General features: G+C 71.7%; 11 protein-coding genes. 5 read left to right on the top strand and 6 right to left on the bottom strand.

What is annotated here, in order from left to right; all coding sequences use genetic code 11:
* Positions 1-2 precede the first annotated feature (2 nt).
* Together WT60_RS13610 and WT60_RS13605 are read right to left on the bottom strand one after the other, a co-directional pair.
* The gene (locus tag WT60_RS13610) at positions 3-1,715 is read right to left on the bottom strand and encodes an iron ABC transporter permease (RefSeq protein ID WP_038744777.1); all 1,713 of its coding nucleotides are present in this window, start codon (positions 1,713-1,715) and stop codon (positions 3-5) included.
* Entirely contained in the window at positions 1,705-2,754 is a 1,050-nt protein-coding gene (locus tag WT60_RS13605; RefSeq protein ID WP_060356775.1) for a Fe(3+) ABC transporter substrate-binding protein, read from the bottom strand. The genes WT60_RS13610 and WT60_RS13605 overlap by 11 nt, the downstream gene beginning before the upstream one ends.
* Positions 2,755-2,994: 240 nt before the next feature.
* On the opposite strand from WT60_RS13605, the gene WT60_RS13595 reads away from it, so the two are divergent.
* On the top strand, positions 2,995-3,171 hold the full coding sequence (locus tag WT60_RS13595; protein WP_038744779.1) for a hypothetical protein: 177 nt from the start codon (positions 2,995-2,997) through the stop codon (positions 3,169-3,171).
* A gap of 146 nt (positions 3,172-3,317) precedes the next feature.
* On the opposite strand, the gene WT60_RS13590 is transcribed toward WT60_RS13595, so the two are convergent.
* Genes WT60_RS13590 through WT60_RS34480 form a run of 4 tightly spaced genes read right to left on the bottom strand, consistent with a single transcriptional unit; the run spans position 3,318 to position 7,558 of the window.
* Positions 3,318-4,682, bottom strand: a complete 1,365-nt coding sequence (locus WT60_RS13590; RefSeq protein ID WP_038744780.1) for an amino acid permease — start codon at positions 4,680-4,682, stop codon at positions 3,318-3,320.
* The gene (locus tag WT60_RS13585; protein ID WP_081989369.1) at positions 4,679-4,870 is read right to left on the bottom strand and encodes a rod shape-determining protein MreB; all 192 of its coding nucleotides are present in this window, start codon (positions 4,868-4,870) and stop codon (positions 4,679-4,681) included. The genes WT60_RS13590 and WT60_RS13585 overlap by 4 nt, the downstream gene beginning before the upstream one ends.
* On the bottom strand, positions 4,867-7,143 hold the full coding sequence (locus tag WT60_RS13580; protein WP_038744781.1) for an FUSC family membrane protein: 2,277 nt from the start codon (positions 7,141-7,143) through the stop codon (positions 4,867-4,869). Before WT60_RS13580 ends, WT60_RS13585 begins: the two co-directional genes overlap by 4 nt.
* 55 nt (positions 7,144-7,198) lie before the next feature.
* Positions 7,199-7,558 (bottom strand): hypothetical protein, encoded by a 360-nt coding sequence (locus WT60_RS34480; RefSeq protein WP_186448537.1) that lies wholly within the window; start codon positions 7,556-7,558, stop codon positions 7,199-7,201.
* Here WT60_RS34480 and recC point away from each other — a divergent pair.
* The 4 genes from recC to arfB are packed head-to-tail and all read left to right on the top strand — an operon-like array spanning position 7,557 to position 17,771.
* On the top strand, positions 7,557-10,907 hold the full coding sequence (gene recC / locus WT60_RS13575; protein WP_060356776.1) for an exodeoxyribonuclease V subunit gamma: 3,351 nt from the start codon (positions 7,557-7,559) through the stop codon (positions 10,905-10,907). The two genes, WT60_RS34480 and recC, sit on opposite strands and share 2 nt — an antisense overlap.
* Positions 10,904-14,722 carry an exodeoxyribonuclease V subunit beta gene (gene recB / locus WT60_RS13570; RefSeq protein WP_059646459.1) on the top strand — a complete coding sequence of 1,273 codons (3,819 nt, stop codon included), beginning with the start codon at positions 10,904-10,906 and terminating at the stop codon, positions 14,720-14,722. Before recC ends, recB begins: the two co-directional genes overlap by 4 nt.
* Positions 14,719-17,370: an AAA family ATPase gene (locus WT60_RS13565; RefSeq protein ID WP_059646462.1), complete on the top strand. Its 2,652-nt coding sequence runs from the start codon at positions 14,719-14,721 to the stop codon at positions 17,368-17,370. The genes recB and WT60_RS13565 overlap by 4 nt, the downstream gene beginning before the upstream one ends.
* Positions 17,367-17,771, top strand: a complete 405-nt coding sequence (arfB, locus tag WT60_RS13560; RefSeq protein WP_038744785.1) for an alternative ribosome rescue aminoacyl-tRNA hydrolase ArfB — start codon at positions 17,367-17,369, stop codon at positions 17,769-17,771. The genes WT60_RS13565 and arfB overlap by 4 nt, the downstream gene beginning before the upstream one ends.
* Positions 17,772-17,842 lie beyond the last annotated feature (71 nt).

Below are 17,842 nucleotides of genomic sequence, written 5' to 3'. Positions count from 1 at the left end.
TTTCAGGGTCCGGATTTCAGTTGGGTGCGCGCGAGCACGATCACGGGCGCGAGGCCCGCCGCGACGATCGCGAGCGCCGCGACCGCGCCTTCCTCGTAGGTGCCGCGCGCGGCTTCCGCGTAGAGCCAGGTCGCGAGCGTGTCGAAGTTCAGCGGGCGCAGGAGCAGCGTCGCGGGCAGCTCCTTCATCGCGTCGACGAACACGAGGAGCGCGCTCGCGCCGAGCGCCGGGCGCAGCAGCGGCAGATGCACGCGCCAGAGCGTCATGCCCGCCGATTCGCCGAGCGTGCGCGATGCTTGCTCGAGCGACGCCGGAATCCGCGCGAGGCCGGCCTCGATGCCGCCCGCCGGAATCGCGAGGAAGCGGATCGCGTACGCGATCACGAGCGCGGCGGCCGAGCCCATCAGCACGAGCGCGTCGCGGCCGAACGCGGCGGCGATCGCGCGATCGGCGAGCGCGAGCGGTGCGAGGAGGCCGATCGCGAGCACCGTGCCCGGCACCGCGTAGCCGACGCTCGCGAGCCGCGCGCAGATGCGGCCCGGCTGGAAGCGGGCGCTGTCGCGCGCGCGTCGCGTCGCCCACGCGACGACGATCCCGCCCGCGAGCGTGACGACGGTCGCGGCGAGCGCGACGGCGAGCGTGTTCGCGAGGCTCGCGAGCAGCTGGCTCGACACGCCGCCGACGAGATGCAGGCGCTTCGCGGTTTCGTGAACCAGATACGCGGCGGGCGCGCCGAAGCCGACGACGACGGGCAGCCAGCCCGCCGCGGCCGCGCCGACGGCGGCCGCGCCGCGCAGCCGCTGCGGCTCGATCGCGCGCATCCGCCTGCCGTGCGCGTAGCGCTCGCGGCGGCGGCCGTAGCGTTCGAGCGCGAGCGCGCCGAGCACGATCGCGAGCATCGCGAGCGCGATCTGCGCGGCGCTCGCGAGATCGGAGCGCGTGACCCACGTCGTGTAGACGGAAACCGTGAGCGTCTGCACGCCGAGGAATTCGGAGGCGCCGACGTCGTTCAGCGTCTCGAGGAGCGCGAGGCTCGCGCCGACCGCGATCGCCGGCCGCGCGAGCGGCAGCACGACGCGAAAGAAGGTTTCGATGCGGCCCGCGCCGAGCGTGCGCGCGGCTTCGACGAGGCTCGCCGATTGCGTGACGAACATCGCGCGCGTGCACAGATAGACATACGGATACAGCACGAAGCCGAGCACGCCGATCGCGCCCGGCAGCGAACGCAGGTCGGGCAGGCGGAACTCGCGGGGGCCGTCGAAGCCGAGCGCCCAGCGCAGCGCGCTCTGCACGGGGCCGATCGGGTGGAGCAGGTCGAGATACGCGAACGCGACGATGTACGACGGCACCGCGAGCGGCAACAGCAGCGCCCACGCGAGCGTGCGACGCCCGGGGAAGTCGTACGCGGTGACGAGCCACGCGGCGCCCGTGCCGACGCACGTGACGATCGCGCCCACGCCCGCGAGCAGCGCGAGCGTGTTCGCCGCGGCTTGCGGCAGCACGAATTCGGCGAGGTGCCGCCAGTGCGACAGATCGGCGCCGAGCGCCGCGCACGCGAGCGCGACGAGCGGCGTCGCGACGAGCGCCGCGATCGCCGCCGCGGCGGCGAGCCAGCCGCGCGCAGCGATACCGCGGACGAACGCGCGAATGCGCGCGTCCACGCGCGAACGCGAACGCGAGCGGCGCGCGGCGAAGGCGTCGACGTCAGTTGTCAAAGCCGACCTTGTCGACGAGCTGGCTCGCGCGCTTGCGGTACTTCGCGATCTCGACGAGCGGCAGCGGATCGACCTTGAGCGGCCCGAAGCCGGCGATCACCGGATCGAGCGCGACGCCCGCGCGCACCGGGTATTCGTAATTCGCCTGCGCGTACAGCGCCTGCGCGGGCGGCGACGCGAGGTATTCGAGCAGCTTCACCGCGTTGTCCCTGTTCGGCGCGTGCTTCGCGACGGCCGCGCCGCTCACGTTGACGTGCGTGCCGCCGCTCTTCGCGTTCGCGAACGTCGGGCGCACGACCTTGATCGCGTCGCCCCACTTGCGCGCGTCGGTGCCGGGCTCCGCGTGCTTCATGTGGCCGACGTAGTACGCGTTCGCGAGCCCGACGTCGCAGATGCCGCCGAGGATGTCGCGCGCGACGTCGCGGTCGCCCCCGGTCGCCTTGCGCGCGAGATTCGCCTTCACGCCGCGCAGCCACTTTTCGGTCGCGGCCTCGCCGTCGTGCGCGATCATCGCGGCGACGAGCGCGGTGTTGTACGGATGCTGGCCCGAGCGGATGCAGACCTTGCCTTTCCAGCTCGGATCGGCGAGCGATTCGTACGTGATCGCGTCGAGCTTCATGTTCTTGTCGACGTACAGCACGCGGTCGCGCAGCGACAGCGCGTACCAGTCGCCGCCCGCGCCGCGCAGGTTCGCGGGAATCGCGTCGTCGAGCGAGCGCGAGCGCACCGCTTGAGTGAGCCCGCCGTCGACGAGGTCGAGCAGGTTGCCGATGTCGACCGTCATCAGCACGTCGGCCGGCGAGCGCGCGCCTTCCGCCTTCACACGCTCGAGCAGGCCGTCCTTGACGAACACCGTGTTGACGGCGACGCCGCTCTGCTTCGCGAACGCGTCGACGAGCGGCTGGATCAGCTTCGGCTCGCGGGTCGTGTACAGGTTGACTTCGTTCGCGGCGTTCGCGGCGTGCGCGGCGGGCGCGGCGGCGAGCGCAAACGCGAGTGCGAGCGCGCGCAGCGGCGGACGGACTGGCTTCAGGAACATGGAGGGCTCCGGCGAAAGACGTGCGATGGACGAACGCTCCGGCAGGCGGGGCATGCGGCCTTCGCGGAGCAAACATTACAAATTGAAAGATTTTGATTGTAATGCGAAACGGGAATGATTCACAAATGCGAGCCGTTTGCAAAAAACTGACGAATCGGACGGCGCGCGGCCGGCCGCGATGCGCACGCGGTTGCGCGTAGAATGCCGGCTTGACGATTTTTTGACGGAGCGCAGCAGGCGATGAACGACCCGCGCAGCAAGAAGAATCCGGTTTTCGGCGTGGCGATCCTGATCGTCGTGGTCATCGGGCTCGTGATCGGCACGGTCCTGTACAACGCGATTTCGCAGAAACGCGAATACGACGAAGCGCATCCGCAAACGTCGTCGGCGCCGAGCGCGGCGTCCGCGCACGGCTGAGCGCCGGCGGGCGGAGGCGGCGCGCCCGCGCCTGCGTGCGCCCGAGCGCTTGAGCGTCTGAGCGTCTGAGCGTCTGAGCGTCTGAGCGCCGGCGGGCGCACGCCGCGCGCCGGCGTTCGGCCGCGCGCGGGCGTTCGGATGTCGCGTCAGCGCGCGACGGCGGCGAGCCGCGGCCGGATGCGCGTGTAGAACACGAGCGCGAGGATCGCGAGCCACGCGCCGCCGACGAAGAGCGCGACGCGCGTGTCGTCGAAATAGCCGAGCATCGCGATCACGAACGCCATGAACGCGATCGTGAGCGCCGGGCCGAGCGGCCAGAACGGCACCTTGAACTTGAGCGCGGCGGTCTCGGCCGCGCTGAGCCGGCGGCGCATCGCGACCTGCGACAGCAGGATCATCAGCCAGACCCAGACCGTCGCGAACGTCGCGATCGCGGCGACCATCAGGAACACGTCCTTCGGCATCAGGTAATTGAGCACGACGCCGACGAGGAGGGCGCCCGCCATCACGAGCACCGTGACCCACGGCACGCCGCGCGCGGACGTCGCGGCGAGCGCGCGCGGCGCCTGGCCCTGCAGCGCCATCCCGAACATCATCCGGCCCGCGCCGAAGATGTCGCTGTTGATCGCGGAAATCGCCGCGCTGATCACGACGAGGTTCAGGATCTCGGCCGCGGAGCGCACGCCGAGCGCCGAGAAGATCTGCACGAACGGGCTGCCGCTCGAGCCGACGCCCGTCCACGGGAAGATAGACATCAGCACGACCATCGTCAGCACGTAGAAGAGCAGGATGCGCACCGGCACGGCGTTGATCGCGCGCGGAATCACGCGCTCGGGCTCCTTCGCCTCGCCGGCGCTCATCCCGATCACCTCGATGCCGCCGTACGCGAAGATCACCACCGACAGCGACGCGACGAGCCCGCCCACGCCGTTGGGCAGGAAGCCGCCGTGCGACCACAGGTTCGCGACCGACGGCGCGCCGCCGCTGCCGAGCTTCATCCCGGTGAAGAGGATGGCGGCGCCGCCGCCGATCATCGCGACGATCGCGCCCACCTTGATGATCGACAGCCAGAATTCCAGCTCGCCGAACACCTTCACGTGGCACAGATTGAGCCCGCAGATGATCGCGACGATCGCGAGCACCCAGATCCACTGCGGGACGTCCGGAAACCAGAAGCCCATGTAGATGCCGAACGCGGTGATGTCGGCGATCGCGACGATCACCATCTCGAGCGTGTAGGTCCAGCCGGTGACGAAGCCCGCGAACGGCCCGAGGTTCTCGGTCGCGTAGTGGCCGAACGAGCCGGGCACGGGCTCGCGCACGGCCATTTCGCCGAGCGCGCGCATCACCATGTAGACGGCCGCGCCGCCGAGGATGTACGCGAGGATGACGGCGGGGCCCGCCAGCTGGATCGCGGACGCCGAGCCGTAGAAGAGGCCCGTGCCGATCGCCGAGCCGAGCGCGAGAAAGCGGATGTGCCGCGCGCTCAGATGGCGCTGCAAGTTCTTCATCGTGTCTCCGAATGATTGGTGTCGTCGGCCGGACGAAGCGGCCCGGCGCTCGCGCCCGTGAAGTTGTATAGACAACTTGGCGCGGGAAAGATCATACCAATCGGCGCGCGTGCGCAGTAGTCAGGGAATCCCTGAGTGCGTGCGCGGCGCGAAACGGTGCAGGGGAAAGGGGGACGCGGGCGACTCACTCGGGCAGGCGGATCACGCTCGCGTCCTTGCGGATCAGCAGCGACGACGCGAGCATCTGCTTGCACTGATGCGCGAGCACCTTCAGGTCGTGCGCGAGATCGGCGCTCGCGTCCGAGCGCTCGGCGTCGACGACCATCGAATCGAGCTCGCGCGCCAACTGCTTGCTCGTCTCGGCCTGGTTCGACGGCGGCGGCGCGCCGGCCTCCGCCTGCTCGAGATGCTCGCGCACGGCGGCCATCCCGCGCTCGAGCGCGGGCGGGTTGCCTTGCTCGCACGCGTGGCGCAGCAGCGGCGCGGCCGCGGTGATCTGCGCGCCGAGCACGTGGGTCTGCACGAGCAGGTCGTTCAGCTCCGGCACGAACCTCTGGTGCGCCTTCGGCTCGAGCATCATCCGCTGGAACGCCTGGCCGAGGTTCGCGAACGCGATATGCACGTTCTTGCGCGCGAGCCGGTACGGGTAGTCGCCGTCGAGGCCGGGCGCCGCGGCATCGACGACGGCCGCGACCGCTGGCACGGCCGCCGCGCCGTCGGCCGCGGGCACGGCGGCCGCCGTCTTGCCGCGGCCCGCGCGCCACGTCGCTTCGAAGTACTTGCGGGTGGTCGTGAGCGTGTCGGCGACGAGCTTGCCGATCGCGCGGTATTCCCAGTACGGGAACAGCCGGCTCGCGGCGATCGCGATCATGCAGCCGACGACGGTGTCGATCGCGCGCTCGCCGATGATCCGCATGTTGCCGGGCGCGAGCAGGTGGAACAGGAGCAGCACGTACGACGACGTGAACACGACGCTCGCCGCGTAGTTGAAGAGCAGCAGGCTGTAGCTCATCACCATCGACGCGAACATGAACGCGATCAGCACGTGCGGCTCGTGGACCGTGTAGATGAGCGCGAGACTCGCCGTGCAGCCGATCAGCGTGCCGACGATACGCTGCACGTTGCGCTGCTTCGTCAGCGAGTAGCCCGGCTTCAGGATGATGATGCTCGTCATCACGATCCAGTACGCGTTCGTGAGCGGCAGGAGCCGCCCGAGCCAGAAGCCGACCGCGACCGCGATCGTCACGCGCAGCGCATGCCGGAAGCTCGGCGAGCCCATGTTCAGGTTCGAGAAGATGAGCAGCGGCGACATCCGGCGCTTCTGCAGGAAGCGCGTGAGCGCCTTGTCGATCTTCAGCTCGGTGCGCTGCGCGTCGGCGCTGCCCGACAGGTTGCGGCGCATCTTGTCGATCAGGCGCGTCGCGCTCCAGATTCGGCGGAAGGTCGCGAGCACGGCCGCGTACGCTTCCGGGTTGGTCGCCGCGAACTGCTTCTTGCGCATCAGCTCGATCTCGTATTCGATCGCGCGCAGCTCGGCCTTCACGCTGATCCGCGAATGCGGCAGCCGGTTCTCGAGCACCGCGAAGCCGATCTCTTCCAGATCGGCGGCCGCCTTGCGGATCAGGTCGCGGTAGAAGATCATCAGATCCGAGCCGCCGAAGGTGCTGCGCACGAGCGGGTAATCGGTGTGCGCGCCGACGAACATCTCGTGCAGGTCGACGCTGTTGATGAACAGGTTGAACATCATCGTGCGGCCCGGATCGAGCTTGCCGCGGCGCAGCTTCGGCAGGTTGCGCAGCACGATGTCGCGCGCGGTTTCCTGCGTCTCGACCGCGGTGATCTGCTTGGCGACGAGATTGCGGTAGCACTCGTCCAGGTCGGCGTCGAGATCGTAGAAATCCGCGCGCGCGAGCAGGTACGACGCGCATGCGAAGAGGCTCTCGGCGAGCGCCTGCTGCTCGATGCGGCGCGCCTGCCAGCGCGACACGAGCGTCGCCCAGTACGTGTACCAGAGCCCGCCCGCGAGAATCCACGACGCGTTGACGAGCGCCTGCAGCGGCGTGAACTTTTCCTCCAGCGTCATCACCATCATGAACAGCGTCGCGAAGCTGATCTGCGGCCAGCGGTTGCCGTAGACGACGATGAGCGACAGCATGAACGTGAGCGGCACGATCGTGAGCCACAGCGCGAAGATGTTCGGCGTCGCGAGCCCCGTGGCGAGCGCGGAGAAGAAGCCGATCACGCTGCACGCGAGCATTTCGTTGTGCTTGTACTTGAGCGGGCCCGGCATGTCGACGACGCATGCGCCGAGCGCGCCCGTCGCGATCGTGAAGCCGAGCTCGCGGTCGTGCAGCACGATGAGGCTCAGCACCGCGGGCAGCGAGACGCCGAGCGCGATCCGTAGGCCGCCGAAGAAATACTGGCTGTAGAAAAACTTTCTGATTTCGACCGAATAGCGCATCGATGGGCGAGTGAGCTGGCGACGGGGCGTCGGGGTGTTCTGGTTGGCGACGAGTCTATCGTATTTCCGCGTCGCGAAAGCCGCGTTTCGGGGCCGGGCGCCTGATGTTCGCGCGTTCGGGCTCAGACCGCCGGGCGGGCCGTAGGTTCGGCGCGTCGCCGGCGCGTCGCCGGCGCGTCGGGCCGCGACGGCGCGCGGACACGGGCCGGGATTCGGCCGGGCCGCGCGCGTCGCGCTTGCCGATGCGGCAACGGCGCGGGATCGAGGCGCGGATCGAAGCGGGATCGAAGCGCGATCGAAGCTGGATCAAAGCGAGGATCGGCCGATCGGCCAGGTTCTCGCGCGCTTCGCGCTTTGCTATCCTTGGCTCCTCGACTGGCCGGCCGTCCATCCGGCGTCCTTTGCTCCGTTTCATGCTCCATCTCTTCTACTCGAACCGCCACGAGACGCTTGCCGACGCGCTGCTCGACGATCTCGCCGTCGCGTCGGACGGCGCGGGGCCGTGGGCCGCGCAGCAGGTGATCGTGCCGAGCGCGGCGCTGCGCCGGCGGCTCGAGCTCGACATCGCGAAGCGCCACGGCGTGTGCGCGAACCTCCGCTTCAGCTATCTCGCGCAATGGCTGTGGGCGCAGATCGGCGAAGTGCTGACGGTTCCCGTGCATTCTCCGTTCGCGCCCGATCGCCTCGTGTGGCGCTGCTACCGGCTGCTGTCCGGCGACGGCGCGCAGCCCTGGCGCGCGTCGCCGCGGCTTGCCGCCTATCTGGCCGCGGCCGACGCGCCGATGCGCCACGAGCTCGCGCACCGGGTCGCGACCGTGTTCGACCACTATCTGACGTATCGTCCGGAGTGGCTCGCGCAATGGCAGGACGGCGAATCGATCTTCGCGCTCGAAGGCGCGCCGCGTCAGGGCGGCGAGGCCGCGCGCGACGACGAGGGGTGGCAGGCGGCGCTTTGGCGCGCGCTTCTCGCCGAGCTGTCCGACAGCGGGATGCCGCCCGCGCACCGGTTCTTGCGCGACGTCGGCGCGCTCGGATCCGACGTGATCGCGCAGGCCCGAGCGAAGTGGCCCGAGTCGGTCAGCGTGTTCGCGCTGCCGACGATGCCGCCGCTGCACGTCGCGCTGTTGCGCGAGCTGTCGCGCTGGATCGACGTGCGCATCTACGCGCTCAATCCGTGCCGCGAATTCTGGTTCGACATCGTCACCGCCGCGCGCGCCGAGTCGCTCGACGCGGCCGGGCAGCTCGACTATCAGGAAGTCGGCCATCCGCTCCTCGCCGAATGGGGGCGGCAGACGCAGGCGCAACTGCACATGCTGCACGAGCTGACCGAGAGCGCGGCGGCGAGCGACGCGTCGCGCTACGCGGAGAATCCCGCGCCGACGTGGCTCGCGCGCGTGCAGAACGCGATCCTCGACCTGCAGCCGGAGGACGCGCTCGGCGCGCGCCCCGCCGAGCGTGGCATCGAAGTGCACGTGTGCCACAGCCTCGCGCGCCAGCTCGAGGTGGTGCACGATCGGCTGCTTGCGTGGTTCGACGCGGACCCGAGCCTCGCGCCGTCGGACGTGCTCGTCGCGATGCCGGATCTCGCGGCGGCGGGGCCGCTCGTCGACGCGGCGTTCGGCACCTCGTCGGGCTCGGACGCCGCGCGCATCCCGTATCGGATCACCGGCTTGCCGCCGTCGCAGGCGAATCCCGTCGCGCGCGTGCTGCTCGATTGGCTGGCGCTGCCCGAGCGCAACGTCGGCGCGCCGGAGCTGGTCGAATGGTTGCGCGTGGATGCGATCGCCGCGCGCTACGGCATCGACGCGGCGGCGCTCGAGACCGTGCAGACATGGCTCGCCGCGTCGGGCGCGCGGCGCGGGCTCGCGCCCGACGCGGCGCAACAGGCGGGCGCGGACGCCGCCGTGCCCGCGCCGCGCCACACATTCGCCGATGCGCTCACGCGGCTCTTCCTCGGCTACGCGATGCCCGACGGCGCGGCGCCCGTTGCCGCGTGGCTGCCGATCTCCGGCGCGGAAGGCGGCGAGGCCGAGCTGCTCGGCCGGCTCGCGCGCTTCACCGACGACCTCGACGGTTTCGCGAAGCGGATCGCCGCCGATCTGACGCCGCAAGGCTGGGGCGACGCGTTCGCCGATGCGCTCGCGCGCTTCTTCGATTCGGGCCCGGCGTTCGCCGATGCGTTGTCCGGCGTGCGCGATGCGCTCGATGCGATGCTCGCCGCGATGGCGGAAGGGGCGGGCGACGTCGAAATGCCGGCCGCCGTCGTGCGCGCGGGCCTTGCCGCCGCGCTCGACGATCCGGCGCGCGGCGGCGTGCCGTGGGGCGGCGTCACGTTCTCGTCGCTCACGAGCCTGCGCGGGCTGCCGTATCGCGTCGTGTGCCTGATCGGGATGGACGACGGCGTGCTGCCGAGCCTCACGCGCGCGGACGAATTCGACTTGATGGCCGTGTTCGCGAAGCTCGGCGATCGGCAGCGCCGCGACGACGAACGCAACCTGTTCCTCGATCTGCTGCTCGCCGCGCGCGACCGTCTGCTGATCGCGTACACGGGCCGCAGCATTCGCGACAATGCGCCGCTGCCGCCCGCGGCGCTCGTCGACGAGCTGCTCGACCATCTGGCGACCGTGTCCGCCGGCCCGGACGCATCGCCCGATGCGATCGAAGATGCTCGCCGCGCCTACGTGATCGAGCATCCGCTGCAGCCGTTCTCGGCCGAATACTTCGCGCCGGGCGGCGCGCTGTTCACGTACGACGCGTCGCGCGCGACGCTCGCGCGCCTGCTTGCCGAAGGCGCGCAGGCCGCGGCGCGGCCGTTTTTCTCGACGCCGCTGCCGGCCGAGCCCGCGGAGCCCGTCGCATTCGCCGATTTCGAGCGCTTCTGGCGCCATCCGGCGCGCTCGCTGCTGCGCGCGCGGCTCGGCATCGTGCTCGCGGACGCGCAGGCGGAGCTCGTCGATATCGAGCCGTTCGAGCTCGATTACGCGGGCAGCGACGCGCTCGCCGAACGCGTGCTGCCGCTTCTGGTCGAGACGGCCGACGCGGCGGCGTTCGAGCACGCGCTGCGCGTCGCCGACGCGAGCCCCGAGGTGCCGGGCGGCGCGACGGGCGCGGTGCGGCGCGACCACGAGCTCGACGCGCTCGCGCAGCTCGCGGGCAACGTGCGACGCGCGCTCGCCGACGGCGCGACGCGGGTGCCGTTCGCGTTCGAGATCGCGCCCGTGTGGCCCGCGGCGGGCGATGCGCCGTGGTTCGGCGCACACGATGCGGAGCTCGCGCCCTCCGCGACGCGCGAGCCGCTGCGGCTGCACGGCGCGCTCGCGCGGCTCACGCCGGCGGGGCAGGTGATCTACCGCTATGCGCGGCCGGGCGCGCGCGACTATCTGTCCGCGTGGCTCGCGCATCTCGTCTACTGCACGATCGATCCCGACGGGCCGCGCCGCACGCTGTGGTTCGGCAGCGGCGATACGTTCGAATTCGCGCCCGTCGCCGCGCCGCTCGATCGGCTCGCGCCGCTCGCCGCGCTGTTCCGCGCGGGCCGCCGGATGCCGCTCGCGTTTTTTCCGAGAAGCGCCTGGGCGCTCGTGTCGGAGAGCGAATCGAAGGCGGCGGGCGTATGGATCAACGATCGCGTCGCGGGCGAGGCCGACGACGCGGCGCTCGCGCTCGCATGGCGCGGCGCGAATCCGTCGCTCGACGAGCCGTTCGGCGCGCTCGCGCACCTCGTGTTCGATCCGCTCGTCGAGCATCTGCGGAGGGCGTCATGAGCCGCGCCGCACCGGCCGCCGCGTTGCCGCGCGAGCTCGACGTCTTCGCGTGCCGGCTCGACGGCGTGAACCAGATCGAGGCGTCCGCGGGCACCGGCAAGACGTGGAACATTTGCGCGCTGTACGTGCGCCTGTTGCTCGAAAAGGATCTCGGCGCGGACGAGATTCTCGTCGTCACCTTCACGAAGGCGGCGACGGCCGAGCTGCACGAGCGAATTCGCGCTCGCCTCGCGCAGCTCGCGCATGCGCTCGACACCGGCGACGACGGCGGCGATCCGTTCGTCGCGCGCCTGTTCGAGACGACGCTATCGCCCGAATGCGGCCTCGATCCGCAGACGGCCGCCAAGCGCGTGCGTCGTGCGCTGCGCGCGTTCGATCAGGCGGCGATCCACACGATTCACGCGTTCTGTCAGCGCGCGCTGCAGGAAGCGCCGTTCGCGGCGGCGATGCCGTTCGCGTTCGAGATGGAGGCGGACGACGGCGCGCTGCGCTTCGAGCTTGCCGCCGACTTCTGGCGCACGCGCGTCGAGCCGGTCGCGGCCGCGCATCCGGCGTTCGCCGAATGGCTCGTCGAATACGGCGCGGGGCCCGCGGCGCTCGACGCGCAGCTCGCGCGGCGGCTGAAGAAGCCGCTCGCCGAGCTGCGCTGGGACGGCTTGCACACGGCCGACGACGACGCGCCCGCCGCCGCGCGCGCGCACTTCGACGCGGCGGCGGGCATCTGGCGCGACGAACGCGGCGCGCTCGACGCGCTGCTCGCCGACGCGCAGCCTTCGCTGAACCAGCGCTCGCACAAGCCGGAAGCGGTGGCCGAGGCGCTCGACGCGTGGGCGCGCTATTTCGAGCAGGCGAGCGCGGTGGCCGCATTGCCGCGCGCGGCGCTCAAGCTCACGCAGGCCGCGCTCGAGAAGGCGACGAAGAAGGGCGGCGCGACGCCGCGCCACGCGTTCTTCGACGTCGCGCAGGCGCTCGAGGCGGCCGTCGCGGCGGTCGAGGCCGCGCAGCGCGGGCGCTGGCTGGCGCTCGTCGCGCAATGGCTCGACACGGCGCCCGCCGAGCTCGCGCAGCGCAAGCGCACGCGCCGCGTCGTGTCGTTCGACGATCTGCTCACGAACCTGTATCGCGCGCTCGAAGCGCATCCGTGGTTGCGCGAGACGCTGCGCGCGCGCTATCCGGCCGCGCTCATCGACGAGTTTCAGGATACCGATCCGCTGCAGTTCGCGATCTTCGACACGATCTTCGCGCCCGTCGGCCCGCTCTTTCTCGTCGGCGATCCGAAGCAGGCGATCTACAGCTTCCGCGCGGCGGATCTGCATACGTATCTCGCCGCGCGCGCACGGGCATCCGCACGCTACACGCTCGCGGTGAACCAGCGCTCGACGCCCGCGATCGTCGACGCGTGCAACCGCGTGTTCAGCGCGAACCCGCGTGCGTTCGTGCTCGACGGGCTCGATTACGAGCCGGTGCGCGCCGGCTCGCGCGTGCGCGCGCCGCTCGCCGACGCGACCGATCCGCTCGCGGGCGCGGGCGATTTCCGCGTGTGGACGCTGCCCGCCGGCGACGACGCGCTGACGAAGCGCGACGCGCAGCGGCGCGCCGCGCATGCGTGCGCGGAGGAGATCTCGCGATTGATGCGCGGCGCGCGCGCGCGCGAGGCGACGCTCGGCGGCGAGCCGCTCGCGGCGTCCGATATCGCGGTGCTCGTGCAGACCCACAAGCAGGGCAGCCTCGTGAAGCGCGTGCTGGCCGCGTGGGGCATCGGCAGCGTCGAGCTCGCGCAGGCGTCGGTGTTCGCGACGATCGACGCCGAGCAGCTCGAACGCGTGCTCGCCGCGATCGACGCGCCCGGCGATTTGCGGCGCCTGCGCTCGGCGCTCGCGTCCGACTGGTTCGGGCTCGACGCGGCGGCGCTCTGGCGCCTCGAGCAGGGCGATGCGGCGCAGGGCGGTGCCGAAGGGGCCGAGCGCGACGCGAAGGCGGGTGACGCACGACAAAGCGACGGCCGCGCGCGCGCATCGGCGGGCGCATCCGCGAAGCCTTCGGCGGACGCCGACGCGATGGGCTGGGTCGAGCGCTTCTCGCGCTACCGGCTGCTGTGGCGCGAGCGCGGCTTCGCGGTGATGTGGCGCACGCTCGCCAACGAGCTGCGGATCGCCGAGCGGCTGATGGCGGGCCCCGACGGCGAGCGGCGCGTGACCGACATCAATCATCTGGCCGAGCTCACGCAGGCGCGCGCGTCCGCGCAGCCGGGCATCGCGCCGACGCTGCGCTGGCTCGCCGCGCAGCGCCTCGAAGGCGGCGGAGACGACGCGCAACTGCGGCTCGAATCCGATCGCAACCTCGTGCAGATCGTCACCGTGCATAAGTCGAAGGGGCTCGAATACGCGATCGTGTTCTGCCCTTTCCTGAACGACGGCGGGCTGCGCGAGCCCGGCGGCTCGGGCTTGCCGGACGCGCGCGAGTATCACGACGAAGCGGGCGGCGCGGTGCTGCATTACGGTTGCGACGACGAGGCGGCCGAGCGCGCGTCGCGCGAGGCGATCCGCGAGCAGGCGGCGGAACGCGCGCGGCTCGTCTACGTCGCGCTCACGCGCGCCGTCTATCGGTGCTATCTGGTCGCGGGCACCTACGTATCGTCGCGTTCGACGAAGGAGGCGCGGCGCAGCGTGCTGAACTGGCTCGTCGCGGGCGCGGGACGCGATTTCGATGCGTGGCTGAAGGAGCCGCCCGAAGACGCGGAGCTCGCCGAGCGCTGGCAGGCGCTCGCGAGCGGTCCGGTGACGCTCGGCCCGCTGCCCGTGCCCGCGCATCGCGAGCCGCTCGCGGCCGGGCACGACGCGAGCGCGACGCAAGCGGCGCGGCGCGCGACGCGCGGGCTGAGAGACGCATGGCGGATCGCGAGCTTCAGCTCGCTGACGTCGGCGATCGCGCGCGAGGAAAGCGGCGTCGCGAGCGTCGCCGACGAAGAGATGCGGCCCGATCACGACGCGCTCGCCGACGCGCCCGATGCGGCGGTCGACGCGGGCGCGCCCGATGCCGTCGCGCGAGCGGCGGCCGCGGTCGCACCCGAGCCCGCGGAAGACGACATCCTCGCGTTTCCGCGCGGCGCGGCGGCGGGCGAATGCCTGCACCGGCTTTTCGAGCTGAGCGATTTTTCCGACGCGTCGACATGGCCGGCGGCCGCGCTGCGCGCGCTGCACGAGCGTCCGGTCGAAGCCGAGCTCGCGCTCGCCGAGCGGCTGCCCGCGATGATGACGCGGCTCGTCGCCGATCTCGCCGCCGCCGAGCTCGTGCCGGGCATGCGCCTGGCGGCGCTCGATCCGGCGCGGCGCCTGACGGAAATGGAGTTCCTGTTCCCGGCGCCCGCGCTCGATTTCAACGCGTTGCGGCGATTGCTCGCCGCACACGGCTATCCGGACGTCGCGCTCGAAGCGGGCACGCTCGCCGGATTCGTCAAGGGATTCATCGACATGATCGTGGAGCACGACGGCCGCTTCTGGATCGTCGACTGGAAATCGAACCATCTCGGCACGACGCCCGACGCGTACGGTGCGCGCGCGCTCGACGCCGCAATGGCGCACCACGCGTATCACCTGCAGGCGCTGCTCTATACGGTCGCGCTGCATCGCTATTTGCGCGTGTGCGTGCGCGATTACGACTACGACACGCACATCGCCGGCTACCTGTACCTGTTCGTGCGCGGCGTGCGGCCCGACTGGCGCAGCGGCGGCGCGCCGGCCGGCGTGCATGTGCGCCGGCCGGCGCGCGCGCTGGTGGAGGCGCTCGACGCGCTGATGCGCGAGGGGGCTGCATGACCACGGTCGACGATCGCTTCGCATGGACGGGCGGCCTCGCCGACCGCTTGCCCGAGCCGGCCGATTTCGGGCTCGCGCTCGCCGAGGGCTTCGCGCGCCGCATCGGGATGCTGTCGCGCCGCCTGGGCGCGCCCGCGGCGGCGGCGCGCTGGGCGGCGCGCGCGGCGTTCGCCGCGAGCCGCGCGACGGCGGCGGGGCACGTGTGCGTGTCGTTGCGCGCGCTCGCGCAGCGCTACGACGAGCCGTTCGACGACGTGCGCGACGCGCTCGCCGCGAGCGGCGTGACCGCGTTCGACGCGATCGCGCGCGGCGGCGAGTGCCCGCTCGTCGTCGATCGCGACGCGCGCCTCTATCTCGCGCGCTACTTCGAATACGAGACGCGCCTTGCGAGCGCGCTCGTCGCGCGCAGCCGTCTCGCCGGCGACGCATCGTCGGGCGGCGCCGGCGGGCTCGCATCCGATGCGCCCGATGCGCTCGGCGAGCGGCTCGCCCGCTATTTCGGGCCGCAGAAGGAGCGGGGCGTCGACTGGCAGCGCGTCGCGGCGCTCGTCGCGCTCACGGGCCGCGTGACGATCGTGAGCGGCGGGCCGGGCACCGGCAAGACGACGACCGTGGTCGGCGTGATCGCATGCCTGCTCGATGCGCATCCGGACTTGCGAATCGCGCTCGCCGCACCGACCGGCAAGGCGGCGCAGCGGATGCAGGAGGCGCTGCACGCGCGCGCCGGCAGCCTGCCGGCCGAGCTCGTGACGCGCCTGCCGCAGACGTCCTATACGTTGCACCGGCTGCTGGGCGGCGGCCCGAACGGGCGCTTCGCGCATCACCGCGACAACCCGTTGCCGTACGATCTCGTCGTCGTCGACGAGGCGTCGATGATCGACGTCGCGCTCGCCGCGCACTTGCTCGACGCGCTCGCGCCGAACACGCGCCTCGTGCTGCTCGGTGACAAGGATCAGCTCGCGGCCGTCGAGGCGGGCGCGGTGTTCGCGGAGCTGAGCGCGCAGCCCGCGTTCAGCGCGACGGCGTGTGCGGCGATCGCGCGCGCGCTCGGCATCGGCGAGGCCGAGTTCGCGGCGGCGCTGCCGGACGGGTTCGCTCGCGGCGCGGCCGGGACGACGCACGCGGAAACGGGCGCCGATACGCGCGCGGCTTCGGTCGATGCGGACGCAACGGCTTTCGCGTCGGCTGGCGACGCCGCTCGGGCTGCGCGAGCGGCGGCCGCCGCTGCGTCGGCCAAAGCCGTTTCGGTATCCGCGCCGAGCGCGGCGCCGCCACGCGCGGGCCGGCGCGGCGGCATGCGCGGAACCAAACAGGCCGTCGACGACGCGCAGGGATCGCTGTTCGCATTCGACGACGAAGACGTGCCGGGCGGCGACACGCCGGGCACCGATCAGCCGGGCGGCGGTGCATCCGCATTCGTCGACGATCCGCGAAATCGGCGCAACACGCCGCAGTCGCACTCGCCGTCGGGCCCGCAACGCGTTCATCGCGTCGAGCACGCAAAGGGCGCGCAGGCGAAAGCCGAGGAAGGATTCCCCGACGGCTTGCCGTGGGGCGCATCCTTTGGCGAGCCGGCCGCGTGGATCGACGCGGGCGAACTCGCGTGGCTCGACGACGCGGATTTTCCGGCGCCCGAACCCGCATCGACGAATACCGCATCCGATGCGCGGCGAACCGCAGCGGCCGCCGATGCAGGCGAGCGCACGCGTGCCGGTCGACTGACGGCCGCGAGCGTCAAGCCTGACGCCGAACCGGAAGAAGCGATATCGACGATGCCCGCCGGGCCCGCATCGTCGGCGCTGCCCGCCGTCGCGCCGTTGACCGACTGCGTCGTCTGGCTCGAACGCAATTATCGTTTCGGCCTCGACTCGCCGATCGGCAGACTGTCGCTGGCGATTCGCAGCGGCGCGGTGCAGGACGCGCTCGATGCGCTGTCGACGGAAGACGACGCGGCCGCGCGCTTTTTCGACGATGGCGGCGCGACGCTGTCGGCCGCGACGATCGAGCGGCTCGCGCAGGGGTTCGCCGGCTACGCGGCCGCGCTGCGCGACGCGCTCGCGACGGCCGAGCCCGATCCGCTGCCGCTCTTCGACGTGCTCAACCGCTTTCGCGTGCTTTGCGCGACGCGCAGGGGCGGGCGCGGCGCGGACGAGGTCAACGCGCTCATCGCGGCCGAGGTGCGCCGCGCGGTGCGCGTGCCGCTCGCGATCGGCGCGCACTGGTTCGCGGGGCGGCCCGTGATGGTGACGCGCAATGATTACGCGCTCGGGCTGTTCAACGGCGACATCGGCATCGCGCTGCCCGACGCGCGCGGTGCGCTGCGCGTCTGGTTCCGCGGCGCGGACGGCCGCGCGCGCGCGGTGTCGCCCGCCGCGCTGCCGCCGCACGACACGGCGTTCGCGCTGACCGTCCACAAATCTCAGGGCTCGGAGTTCGACGACGCGGCGCTGATTCTCCCGGCGTCGTTCAACCGTGTGCTGTCGCGCGAGCTCGTCTATACGGCGATCACGCGCGCGCGTTCGCGCGTGCAGGTGATCGGCTCGCGCGCCGTGCTCGCACTCGCGATCGCGACGCGTACGGCGCGCGACTCCGGCCTCGCCGCGCGGATCGCCGACGCGCTGCGTGCCCGACAGGAGGCGGCGCGATGACGCTGCATTACGCATTCTCGCCGGACGAAGTCGAGCTGAGCGCGGTGCGCGCGCAAGGCGCGGGCGGGCAGAACGTCAACAAGGTGTCGAGCGCGATTCACTTGCGCTTCGACATTCGCGCATCGTCGCTGCCCGATGAAGTGAAGGCGCGGCTGCTTGCGCGTTCCGATCAGCGGATCACGCGCGAGGGCGTCGTCGTCATCAAGGCGCAGGAGTACCGCACGCAGGAAAAGAACCGCGCGGCCGCGCTCGCGCGGCTCGACACGCTCGTCCGCGGCGCGGGCGTCGCGCCGCGCAAGCGGGTCGCGACGCGGCCGACGCGCGCGTCGAAGGAACGCCGGCTTGCGGAGAAGAGCCGGCGCGGCGAGGTGAAGTCCGGGCGCGGCAGGGTCATCGAATGAACGCGTTCGGCCTTCCGGGTGCGGTGCGCCGTTTGCGGTCGGCATGCGCCGGCCGTTAGCGGTCATGCTCG

It is taken from the genome of Burkholderia sp. MSMB617WGS, assembly GCF_001532025.2.
Lineage (GTDB): Bacteria > Pseudomonadota > Gammaproteobacteria > Burkholderiales > Burkholderiaceae > Burkholderia > Burkholderia savannae.
The sequence above is the reverse complement of the archived record's forward strand: the minus strand, read 5'-3'. Positions and strand labels throughout refer to the sequence as shown.